Genomic DNA, 11,670 nt, shown 5'->3' on the forward strand with positions numbered 1-11,670 from the left:
CTACCTTTTTTATTCAGCTACTTTTTGATAAAGCCCTGCGTGAACAGTACCAGCTTTCGTTGTTTTAACTTGTTGCCATGTTGAAGGGAGGAGAAGTTGAGATAAATCTCGATCAGCTTCAACATAAATATACCCATTCTTTTTAATATGGGGTTCTGCCAAGTTTGAAAGTTCTTGCCATAAATCTAGACTATAAGGTGGGTCTAAAAATACAACATCGAACTGTTCTTTTAAACGAGGTAAAGCTTGTTGAGCAGTCGCATTGATTAAATGACAGTTTTTGGCTTTTAATAGCTCAACATTATCTTTTAAAAAACGTGCCTGAGTTTTGTCTGGTTCAATCATATAAACTGACGCAGCACCACGTGACAACGCTTCAAAACCTAATGCGCCAGAGCCTGTGCAAATATCAAGTACATGAGCATTTTGAATATCCCACATGAGCCAGTTAAATAGAGTTTCACGTACCCTGTCTGGCGTTGGGCGTAAGCCCTCAATGCTAGCGAAGGGAAGTACTCGTCTTTTCCATTCGCCACCAATAATGCGTAATTGGTTTTTCATTATTCATCGACCTCATTGGTTGCAGGGCGAGCTGGTATAGCCTGTGGTGTTGAGGCTGCGGGTGCAGTTGAAGTAGCTGATGCTGGAGTAGAGCTAGCAACTTCGCCGCCGCTTGATAGCTCACCTGGCTTAATTCCAGCGGTCATTAGTCCACCATTGACTTGATGGTTTGCTGGTCGAACTGGGTTTTTCTTACGAGTTAATAACCAGTAATCAAAAATAGGTCTTGCAAGTTGAGCAGCAGAACCACCATGACGACCATTTTCCCAAATCACGGCAATCGCAATTTCTGGCTTATCAGCAGGTGCAAATCCAACGAATAAACCATGGTCAAGTTGGCGTTCGCTCAGGGCTGCTTCATTGTAGCGTTTACCCTGTGCAATACTTTTAACCTGCGCAGTTCCTGTCTTTCCTGCAATTTGATAGAGAGGTGTACGAATGCCTCGACCAGTACCTGATTGAATTACATCAATCATGGCATCGCGCATTTGAATCCAGTCCTCATCTGTTCCGTTGAAGTTGATTTTGCCATCCGGTGCATTACGTACAGTAAATGGTTTTGCACCATGCGTTGCACGCAAGACATGAGGGGTGACATGAGAACCATGATTGGCTGTAATTGCAGTCGCCATAGCAAGTTGTAAAGGTGTAGCTGTAAATGCACCTTGACCAATACTCACAGAAATCGTTTCACCTTTCATCCATTTGGCTTTGCGAGTACGCATTTTCCATTCAGGATTTGGGTAAAGACCTTCGCTTTCACTTGGTAGATCGACACCTGTTTTTTGACCGAACCCAAATTGACGCATCCATTGGTTCATTTGATCAATACCCATTTGATGGGCGAGAATATAAAAATAGGTGTCACATGACATAATGATGGCTTTATGCATGTTTACGATTCCATGACCAGTTTTTTTCCAGTCGCGGAACTTATGCGAATCGCCAGGTAAGTGGAAATAGCCTGGGTCAGAAATGGCTGTTGACCAGTTTACAATGCCGTAGTGTAAACCACCCATCGCTTCCATTGGTTTAATGGTAGAACCTGGTGGGTATGCACCTTGCACCGCACGGTTATAAAGCGGTTGATCTAAATTATCCCGTAAAGAACTATAATCTTTATGGTTAATACCCGTCACAAATAAATTAGGGTTGAAACTTGGACTAGATACTAAAGCCAGAATTTCGCCAGTACGAGGGTCGATGGCAACAATGGCGCCACGACGGCCTGCGAGCTGTTGAGATGCAACAACCTGTAAACCATAATCTAAAGATAAATAGAGGTCATTGCCGCGAGTAGGATCTTTACGGCCTAAATGGCGCAATATGTTACTGTGAGCATCTGCTTCAACAGATTCATAACCTGGTGTTCCATGTAACAAATCTTCATAGCTTTTCTCAACGCCAATCTTTCCAATTAGGTTGGTTCCAGCATATAAATCTTTATCAATACTTTTTAATTCTTTATCGTTAATACGCCCTACATAACCAATCACATGAGCAAATAACTCACCGTGTGGATAGTAACGGGTCATCTGTGTTTCGATTCTTACGCCGGGAAATTTATATTTAGCTTCACTAAACTTGGCAATATTGGCTTCAGTTAGATTAAGTTTAATTGCGACACGTTCAGTTTTTCGAGCAGTTTTTATACGACTTTTGAAACGGTCAATATCTTCTTGTGTTAAATCTAAAATAGGCTGTAGCTGCTCAACAACACCATCCACATCTTCTACATCTGTTTTACTTAAAGTTGCTGTAAAAACAGGATAATTATCTGCCAGTAATACGCCATTTCGGTCATAGATATAACCACGAGCAGGTGGAAGTGGTTGTAAGCGAATTCGGTTTTTATCAGATGCGGTAGAAAACTCGTCGTAGTGAAAAATTTGCAGATAAGCGTATCTGCTAATCAGTACTAATAAGCAAACGATAACAAGGCCTACGGCAAAAAAGATTCGTCCTCGATAAATGCGCTTTTCTTGCTGGATATCTTTTAAAGGAAAGTGCTGCTTCATAAGGATCGACTTAATGACATAGGGTAGAAAAATAGCTGCTTATTCTAACGCAAGAGCACTTAAAATATTGCATAATTTTCAAAGTTTCCGTGCATTTCGATAAGATACGTTTTGACTTTGCAGACAATAAAATTGTAGATACTTGTATATAAGAAGCAAAATAATTCTGTTAAAGTCTCTCATTCAATAGAATAGGGTTGTTCTCACCATACGATTAGGGAAAATGGAGAAAATAATGAGAAAAATTTATCCCTTACTTGCAGTTCTGACGGTAAGTAGTTGGGCACATGCTCAAGACTATTCGTTTCTTCCAGAAGCAAAATTAGCAGGACATACTGCATCTACGTGGAATGTGGGTGCCGGTTTTACACAAAAACTATTACATTTAAACGGCGAATGGGTAAATCCTTATGGTATCGCCTATGCCAAATTTGGCGCATTTTTGAATGGTGACAAAACTGCTGGTGGTCAAGTCGGATTTCGATATCCTTACTATCTTACCGGCACAGATAAAAATGGTTACTATATTGGTTTTTATGCTGGGCATCTCGATAGTAAAGAGGTCGATGGTGATTATAAGTCCCGTTTAGGCGCTGGTGTCGATTTGGCCTATGTATTGTTGAATTCAGAAAGAATTAGTACTTTTAGTGTGGGTATTGGCGCGGCGGAAAAACTAACTGACCAGAATGGAGCAGTTGCTGCGGATACTAAACCACAAATCCAATTTTCTTATTCTCTAAGTTTTGGTTTATAAAACAAAGCAGTTTATCGTTAACTCGCCATAAGCAGAGCACAAATAAATACGAGAGTCTTACATGTTAGAGTACGTCAGCGGATTGTGGCAGACCTTTTTACACAGACCTGATTTTTGGGCCGTTTTGAGTATCATTCCAGTCACTGCCTTTGTTACATGGGCACACGTTTGGATGGCTTTAAAAATGGTGTTTTACCCAATTAAATTTTGGGGATTCCATTTAGGTCCATTACCAGTAGGTTGGCAAGGTATTGTGCCACGTAAAGCTGGACGTATCTCGGGTATTATTACCGACAATACATTATCTAAGTTAGGTTCATTGCGTGAATTTTTAGAAGCAATGGACCCTGAAGATATGGCACGCATTATTGGTGAGCAGGTTGGATTTGAACTTGAACATCTGATTGATGAAGTCATGATCGATCGTAATGCTGTTCTTTGGGAAAATTTACCTTATTCAATTAAACGCCGTATTTATGCACAGGCGCATAAACAATTACCCGGTGTATTAAGGGAATTAGTGACTGAGCTGACCATGAACGTTGAGTCACTGGTTAATATGCGCGAAATGGTGGTTAGCCAAATGGAAGGTGACCGTCGTTTAATGGTACGTATGTTCTTAAAAGTTGGGCAAAAAGAAATCAACTTTATTTGGCATATTAGTGCTTTAATTGGAATGTTCTTTGGTATTTTCCAAATGATTGTTTGGTTTGTCGTACCTTGGCACTGGACTGTACCGTTTTGGGCTTCAATTTGGGGCTTTTTAACGAACTGGATTGCGATCTGGATGGTATTTAATCCGATTGAACCACATTATATTCGTTACCCACAGATTTTTAGATTAACAAAAGATCGTAAGTTCCCTTGGATTGTACCCGTTCTTCGAATTGGTACCTATAATTTCCAAGGTGCTTTCATGAAGCGTCAAGAGGAAGTCTCTGACGTGTTTTCAAGCGTAGTAACAGAAGATTTAATTACGTTAAAATCGATTATGACCGAAATGATGTATGGGCCACGTAAAGATAAGACCCGCCGCATTGTGAAGCGTCATATTAACGAAATTATGGAAACACCGTTAGTTCGTACATCTTTACAGCTTTCTTTAGGGCCAAGAGAGTACGCAAGATTAAAGACGGACTTGATTGATCGATCAATTGAAATTACGATGGGACCCGTATGTGACCCAGCGCTGAACGCAAGCCGGGCACAGAAGATTTTTCAAATGTTTAAAGAGCGTATTCGCGAACTGACACCAAAAGAGTTTCAGAATTTATTGCGTCCTGCATTTCAGGAGGATGAGTGGATTCTTATTGTACTAGGTGGGGTAACCGGATTTATTGCTGGTACAATACATTTGTTTGTGGCTTTCTTATAATTCGACGTCGGGCAGGATCTATTGAAGATTAACGAGACTTTTTCTGCCGGACTTCATATTCATTGTTTTAAATGAGGATGTTTTTTATGCGCATTATTTTACTCGGACCACCTGGAGCAGGCAAAGGGACTCAGGCTCAGTTGATCTGTAAGCGCTACAATGTCCCACAAATTTCAACCGGTGATATGCTCCGTGCTGCAATTCGTGAAGGTACTGAATTAGGTCTAAAAGCTAAAAGTGTAATGGAATCTGGTGGTTTGGTTTCAGATGAACTTATTATCGGTTTAGTAAAAGAACGTATTGCTCAGCCTGACTGTGTAAATGGCTGCATTTTCGATGGTTTCCCACGTACTATTCCACAAGCTGAAGCTTTGGAAAAAGAAGGGATTAACATTGATCACGTGATTGAAATTGATGTTCCTGACGAAGAAATCGTACAACGTCTTTCTGGTCGTCGTCAGCATCCAGCTTCTGGCCGTGTTTATCATACAGTTTACAATCCACCTAAAGTGGAAGGTAAAGATGATGAAACTGGTGAAGATCTTGTTCAACGTCCAGATGACCAAGAAGAAACAATCCGTAAACGTTTAGCTTCTTATCATACAGAAACTGAGCAATTGGTTGGATTCTATCAAAGCCGTGCTGCATCTGGTGAGAATGCACCGACTTATGACAAGCTTGATGGCTTGCGTACAATTGAAGATGTACAAAAAGATTTGTTCAATATCTTAGACAAATAATTTAATATTGTTTGTGATAATGAGCCCTCTTTGTGAGGGCTCTTTTCTTTCATTCAGTGCAGGAGAACAATATGAAAATCATATTGATTTTGGTGGTATTGCTAAGTCTGGCACTCGTCATATTTTTAAGTTATCAGAGCTATAAAATGCTTAGACAGGTACAAAAACAAGCAAAAGAAGAGCGTAATGAGAAAAAACGTCTAAAGTAAGATTGACTGGGTATATTACCTATACCCAACCATATTTTTAAGCTTCAATATTTTTAATAGCAATTTGCTTTTGTGCACCAAATTCAAAGCGATCAGGCCAGTTACAAACATCTGCAACTACACATTCAGCACATTTAGGTTTACGGGCAATACAACAATAACGACCATGCAATATGAGCCAGTGATGTGAATCTACAATAAATTCTTTAGGAATGACCTTAATTAAGCGGTGCTCAACTTCAAGTACATTTTTACCTACGGCTAAGCCAGTTCGATTACCCACTCGGAAAATATGGGTATCGACAGCCATAGTTGGTTGTCCAAAAGCTGTATTTAAAACAACATTTGCGGTTTTACGTCCGACGCCCGGTAAAGCTTCCAAGTCTTTTCTGTTGCTTGGAACTTCGCCGTTAAATTGTTCCATTAAAATCTTACAGGTCTTAATGACATTTTCGGCTTTAGCATTGTAAAGGCCAATTGTTTTAATATATTCCTTTAACCCATCTACGCCCAAGTTATAGATTTTCTCGGCTGTATTAGCCACAGGGTAAAGTTTATCAGTTGCTTTATTCACACTCACGTCGGTCGCTTGAGCTGACAACATAACTGCAATGAGTAACTCAAAAGAAGATGAGTATTTTAACTCTGTTTGAGGAGAGGGCCGTTGTTCGCGAAGGCGTTCAAAGAAAATTTGAATCTGCTTTTTCGTCATATTTTTGACAGCCATTCAGACCTCCTGTAATTGCATGAGTTGCTGTTGTAGTTCTTCGAGTTGAAGACGTTTTTTAGCATCTTCACGTACACCTAGCTGTTTTTCCAGTTTCTTAATTTGTGTACGAATTTTAGCTAACTCAATTGTAGTTTTAGCATCAGTTGGCACAGTCTCTTTAGATTTCTCAATGATTTCAATTGAAGGTAATTCATCAAGTGCCTGAGAAAACTGCGCAAACAGTTGAGTATCTATTTCAGCACGTACCACAGGCCCTTTACGGTGACTACGACGCTTTTCTTCACGCTGAATATGAGCGTAATAGCGTTGTCTTAAATCATTTTGTTCTGCGGTACGCTGTTGTTCATTTGGTAAGGCTTGAGTGTCTTCGACCAAATCAATGCAATCTACGGGACATGGTGGAATACATAACTCACAACCTGTACATAAGTCCGTCAAGATAGTGTGCATGAGCTTACCACTGCCAATAATAGCATCTACAGGACAAGCACTAATACATTTGGTGCAGCCAATGCATTCATCTTCACGAATAATTGCTTTCATGCGCTGCGGTCGGCCATCTGTTTGTATAGGCCATACGCTACTTTCTGCAGTTAATGGAGAGCGATTTAATAGGTTTGCGACTGCATCAGCAACAGGTTGTCCACCTGGAACACATTTATTTGCTTCTTCACCTTCAGCAATCGACTTTGCGTAGGGTAGACATCCATCACGATGTCCACATAGACCACATTGTGTTTGTGGTAATAACGCATCAATCTCGCGTATGAGAGAAATAGATGAATTCATAGTGGGCAAATAGCTTGGTTAAAACGATGCGATAATGAAGAAAAACCTAAGTAAGGTCAATGGATTTTAACGAATTTATCGGGTTTTTAATTGACCTAAAATGTCGCTAATTCTGCACAATAATAGATCAATAAAAGTGAAAAGTTAAATGACTATTTCTTATCTTTAAGTAGTTTTTCTAAAAATAAGTTTTTGATAATTAAGGGTAATAAAATAATTTAAAATAACTATTGTTAAAATTGATGGAAAGGGATTTAATATTTTGCTGCTAAATGATGCATTTAATAATGTATTGCACCAATTTAATTCATTACTATGCTGAGGACCGTGCATTGAAATATAACAACCTGAATGAATTCCTGAATTACGTGCAAGCGCGTGATCCGCATCAACCTGAGTTCTTACAAGCTGTCGAAGAAGTAATGACGAGTTTGTGGCCATTTATTGAAAAAAATCCGGAATATGCAGAGCAGGGTTTGTTAGAACGCTTAGTTGAACCTGAGCGTGTGATTCAATTTCGTGTTTCATGGATGGATGATCAAGGTCAGACTCAAGTTAACCGAGCTTTCCGTGTTCAATACAATTCAGCAATTGGTCCATTCAAAGGGGGAATGCGTTTCCACCCATCGGTCAATCTATCAATTTTAAAATTTTTAGGTTTTGAGCAGACTTTTAAAAACTCACTTACTACCTTACCAATGGGTGGGGGAAAAGGTGGTTCAGATTTCGATCCTAAAGGTAAATCTGATGCTGAAATTATGCGATTCTGTCAGGCATTAATCATTGAGCTTTATCGCCATTTAGGACCAAATACAGATATTCCTGCGGGTGATATTGGTGTGGGTGCACGTGAAGTCGGTTATATGGCAGGCATGATGAAAAAGCTGAGTAATGACACCGCTTGTGTCTTTACCGGTAAGGGAATTTCATTTGGTGGTAGTTTAATGCGCCCTGAAGCAACCGGCTATGGTACGGTTTATTTTGCAGAAGAAATGCTCAAAGCGCGTGGACAATCTTTTGCTGGTAAAACTGTTTCAGTATCTGGCTCTGGTAACGTTGCACAATATGCAGCAGAGAAGGCTATGTTCTTAGGGGCGAAAGTTGTTACTTTATCTGACTCAAACGGCACAGTTTATGTAAAAAATGGTTTTACAGATGAGTTGCTTGCTGAAGTCATGGAGCTGAAAAACGTTAAGCGTGGTCGAATTTCTGAGTTTGCTTCTAAACATGGTTTTGAATATTTTGAAGGAAAAACGCCTTGGCATATTCCTGTCGATATTGCTTTACCATGTGCTACGCAAAATGAATTAACAGGTGAAGATGCTAAAAAGCTTATTGCAAATGGCGTAATTTGTGTGGCTGAAGGCGCTAATATGCCATCTACACTTGAAGCAGTTGAACACTTTATCGAAGCTAAAATTTTGTATGCGCCAGGAAAAGCATCTAATGCGGGTGGGGTAGCAACATCTGGTTTAGAAATGTCTCAAAATGCAATTCGTTTAAGCTGGACACATGCTGAGGTCGATGAGCGTCTACATGCAATTATGAAAGACATTCATGCGAATTGTGTAAGATATGGTACTAAAGAAGACGGCACTGTTAATTATGTTGACGGTGCCAATATTGCAGGTTTTGTAAAAGTGGCTGATGCAATGCTTGCTCAAGGTATTTTCTAAAAATAGAAATAAAAAATCCGATGCAAAAGCATCGGATTTTTTTAGTCTAAAAACTTATTTTTTAGGTTTTTTAACTAATTCTTGCTCTACAACCATATCTAATACATCAGCTTGACTAGATTGGTCTGCTGCTGGGTTTTTCACTTCAAAACGTTTTACACGTAAAATTACGCGTTGATCTGGATTGTGTTCAAAACCTTCAATTTGGCCATAATATAATGACCAGTTTTTGTCAGCGTAAGTTTTAACGCCTTTGTCATCATATTTAATTTCACGAACTTGCATACAAGTTTGTGGTGCAACACCAGTACATGATTTAGTTTGTGGAGCAACTTCTAGGAAAACAGTTTTTCCTTCAGATTGATATTTTGCTTCAGGTGTCATTTTACCAGTAAAGGTATATTTTTGACCTTGAGCATCAGATACCGTTAGTGTTGGTTGGTCAACGTTTGTGGTGTTGAGTTCAAATGGAATCGCACGTTTTTGGAAAAGGCTGCTAGAAAATTGTTCCTGTTTCATTAAAGCAGGTTCACACGCCATCATTGTTGACATTACATCAGCAGTGACGATGGTATTGTTTTCAACTTTCCAAGTTGTTCCTTGGCGGTTACAGCCCGTTGCGATTGATAAACGGTCGTTAGTAAAGTTAAGAACGATAGGTTTTTTTGTATTTTCAGGCTGATAAGACCAAGAGTAGTCTGTTAAAGCTTGAGTATTCACTGCTTTTTGACCTTGGAAAATATGCTTTTGACCAGTTTTGTCTGTCACGCTTAAAATCACCTGACCATTATTGTTGCTAATTTCGATTGGTAATTTTGCGTCACTAAAGATGCTATTAGAAAGTTGTTCTTGTTTCATTAAATCATCTTGGCAAGCCATCATTGTTGAAACAAGGTTAGATGTAACAAGTTGGTTACCTTCAACTTTCCAAGTACCGCCTTGGCCATTACAACCTGTATTGATTGCTAATTTGCCATCTGCATTAAAGTTAAGGATAAGTGGTTTAGAAGCTTTTACATTTTGATAAGTCCAAGCATATTCACCTAAAGTGGCTGCAAGGTTTTGTTGTTGCTCAGATACAATTGGAGCAGGAGTGTTGGTAACTGTTTGACACGCCATCAAAGAAAAAGGTAATAACGCAAGAATTAAATATTTAATTTTCATTTAAAAAAACTTCAAGTAAAAAAACAACAGCAATAAGCTTAAAACATTCTTAAAAAAAGAAAATGTAAACATTTGATTGTTTCGGTTTTTAAAATGTATAAGTTTGTAAGTTATTCTAATTTTCAACAAAAATAATGGTATACCCCGCGAAACGGGGTATTTGCTAATAATTAATCAAAACGATAGATATCCATGCCTAGTGAGCCCATTGTGAAGCTGCTGTGAACAATCGTAAAACGATTGCCTGTACCCATAGCAAAAAACAACGGGGCAAAATGTTCAAGGGTAGGATGATTACGTTTTACAAACGGCAATGATTGCCAGTCCAGTACGCCATCATAATCTTGATGGGTAAGTTTATTCACCACAGCATTTCTAAACGTTGAAGCCCATTCTGGAACTTTAGAGTTGTCTCCTTGCCAAGATAGCTCTGCAAGATTATGAGTGATACTGCCTGAACCAATGAGTAAAATCTGTTTGTCACGTAAAGGCGCGAGTGTTTGTCCTATACGATAAATTTCTTGTGCGCTTAAATTGGTTGGTAAAGAAATCTCGACGACAGGAATGTCAGCATCAGGATACATATGCAATAAAGGCATCCATACGCCGTGGTCACGAGGACGCGTACTATTCGCATGTGCAACTAAATGAGCATCTGCCAGTAATTTTAAGATTTCTTCAGCAAGTTCTGGTTGCCCAGGTGCGCTGTAGCGAATTTCATATAACTCTTTAGGAAAGCCGCGGAAGTCATGCCATGTTTCAGGGCGAGTCGAAATACTCACTTCAAGTGCTTTACTTTCCCAATGCGCAGACATCACAATGATTGCCTTTGGTACGGGAAGATTTGCTCCTAAACGGTGTAGAGCGGGGCCTACTTGTTCTGGATCAAGTGCAAGCATGGGTGAACCATGTGAAATAAACAGTCCGGGAAGGGTTTGTAGTTCCATTGCATTACACCTGAGTTAAAAAGCAGAATAATAGTTATTATGCCAAAATCAGGACATGTTAAAAGTATCCTGATTTCAACGGATTGTTCCTAAAATGAAACGGTTGTTGTTTTTATGCACGGTGATAGGGATGATTATGATTAATAGTCATTGCCCGATATAGTTGCTCAATTAATAACACGCGTACCAAAGGATGGGGCATTGTGAGTTTTGAAAGTGACCAATGCCATGCGGCAGCTTTACGTACTTGATCTGATAAACCGTCTGGTCCACCAATAGCAAGTGCTACATCATTGCCTTCAAGCATCCACTGTTTCATGGTGTCAGCCAGTTTCTCTGTGCTGAGTTCTCGGCCACCAACCTCTAGAGCAATTAAAGTTTCATTTGGTTTTAAAGCATTCAAAATGCTTTCACCTTCAATTTGACAATATTTTAAAATATCCGCTTCTGAATCATTCTTACCACGTTTGGCCATAGGAAGTTCAATGACTTGAGTTTGCACAAAAGGCTGAATACGTTTGAAGTAATCTTCAAAACCAGTGAGAACCCAAGCAGGCATTTTTTGACCAATGGTCAGAATACGAATTTTCATATTATCTATTCATTTAAAACAGCTGGCGCATTATACCTGAGGAAGAGATAAGTTCGTGGTAGTAAAATAGGCATAAAAAACGCAGTCCAAAAAACGGTGTTGGACTGCGATCAAA

The 11,670-nt window shown here is 39.4% G+C and carries 12 protein-coding genes; 5 read left to right on the forward strand and 7 right to left on the reverse strand.

The features are described from left to right. Positions 1 to 9: 9 nt before the first annotated feature. Positions 10 to 561 carry a 16S rRNA (guanine(966)-N(2))-methyltransferase RsmD gene (rsmD, locus tag AC1PJP_RS13685; RefSeq protein WP_198306848.1) on the reverse strand — a complete coding sequence of 184 codons (552 nt, stop codon included), beginning with the start codon at positions 559 to 561 and terminating at the stop codon, positions 10 to 12. Beyond that, positions 561 to 2,579 carry a penicillin-binding protein 2 gene (gene mrdA / locus AC1PJP_RS13690; protein ID WP_479767280.1) on the reverse strand — a complete coding sequence of 673 codons (2,019 nt, stop codon included), beginning with the start codon at positions 2,577 to 2,579 and terminating at the stop codon, positions 561 to 563. The genes rsmD and mrdA overlap by 1 nt, the downstream gene beginning before the upstream one ends. Before the next feature lie 235 nt (positions 2,580 to 2,814). Between mrdA and AC1PJP_RS13695 the strand changes: the two genes are divergently transcribed. From AC1PJP_RS13695 to AC1PJP_RS13710, 4 genes are all read left to right on the forward strand, one after another. Next, positions 2,815 to 3,333 (forward strand): hypothetical protein, encoded by a 519-nt coding sequence (locus tag AC1PJP_RS13695; RefSeq protein ID WP_479767282.1) that lies wholly within the window; start codon positions 2,815 to 2,817, stop codon positions 3,331 to 3,333. 61 nt (positions 3,334 to 3,394) lie between these two features. Beyond that, a complete protein-coding gene (locus AC1PJP_RS13700) occupies positions 3,395 to 4,708 on the forward strand; it encodes a DUF445 domain-containing protein (RefSeq protein ID WP_004793941.1) in 1,314 nt (437 codons plus the stop codon). Positions 4,709 to 4,794: 86 nt separating this feature from the next. Beyond that, complete coding sequence (adk, locus tag AC1PJP_RS13705; protein ID WP_005303386.1) at positions 4,795 to 5,448, forward strand: adenylate kinase; 654 nt, start codon at positions 4,795 to 4,797, stop codon at positions 5,446 to 5,448. 71 nt (positions 5,449 to 5,519) lie between these two features. Continuing rightward, a complete protein-coding gene (locus AC1PJP_RS13710) occupies positions 5,520 to 5,657 on the forward strand; it encodes a hypothetical protein (protein ID WP_004793939.1) in 138 nt (45 codons plus the stop codon). Positions 5,658 to 5,694: 37 nt separating this feature from the next. Here the strand turns inward: AC1PJP_RS13710 and nth are convergent, their stop codons facing one another. Beyond that, complete coding sequence (gene nth, locus AC1PJP_RS13715) at positions 5,695 to 6,384, reverse strand: endonuclease III (protein WP_479767285.1); 690 nt, start codon at positions 6,382 to 6,384, stop codon at positions 5,695 to 5,697. After that, positions 6,385 to 7,176, reverse strand: a complete 792-nt coding sequence (locus AC1PJP_RS13720; protein WP_479767287.1) for an RnfABCDGE type electron transport complex subunit B — start codon at positions 7,174 to 7,176, stop codon at positions 6,385 to 6,387. 272 nt (positions 7,177 to 7,448) lie between these two features. On the opposite strand from AC1PJP_RS13720, the gene gdhA reads away from it, so the two are divergent. Then, positions 7,449 to 8,852, forward strand: coding sequence for an NADP-specific glutamate dehydrogenase (gdhA, locus tag AC1PJP_RS13725; RefSeq protein ID WP_479767288.1), 1,404 nt, complete (start codon positions 7,449 to 7,451; stop codon positions 8,850 to 8,852). 54 nt (positions 8,853 to 8,906) lie between these two features. Here the strand turns inward: gdhA and AC1PJP_RS13730 are convergent, their stop codons facing one another. The 3 genes from AC1PJP_RS13730 to rlmH form a co-directional block, all read right to left on the reverse strand. Then, complete coding sequence (locus AC1PJP_RS13730; protein WP_004793936.1) at positions 8,907 to 10,016, reverse strand: META and DUF4377 domain-containing protein; 1,110 nt, start codon at positions 10,014 to 10,016, stop codon at positions 8,907 to 8,909. Positions 10,017 to 10,186: 170 nt separating this feature from the next. Then, positions 10,187 to 10,963 (reverse strand): DODA-type extradiol aromatic ring-opening family dioxygenase, encoded by a 777-nt coding sequence (locus AC1PJP_RS13735; RefSeq protein ID WP_005303395.1) that lies wholly within the window; start codon positions 10,961 to 10,963, stop codon positions 10,187 to 10,189. A gap of 112 nt (positions 10,964 to 11,075) precedes the next feature. Next, the gene (rlmH, locus tag AC1PJP_RS13740; RefSeq protein ID WP_004793934.1) at positions 11,076 to 11,555 is read right to left on the reverse strand and encodes a 23S rRNA (pseudouridine(1915)-N(3))-methyltransferase RlmH; all 480 of its coding nucleotides are present in this window, start codon (positions 11,553 to 11,555) and stop codon (positions 11,076 to 11,078) included. Between the last annotated feature and the right edge of the window lie 115 nt (positions 11,556 to 11,670).

The organism is Acinetobacter sp. V116_7 (assembly GCF_056735735.1).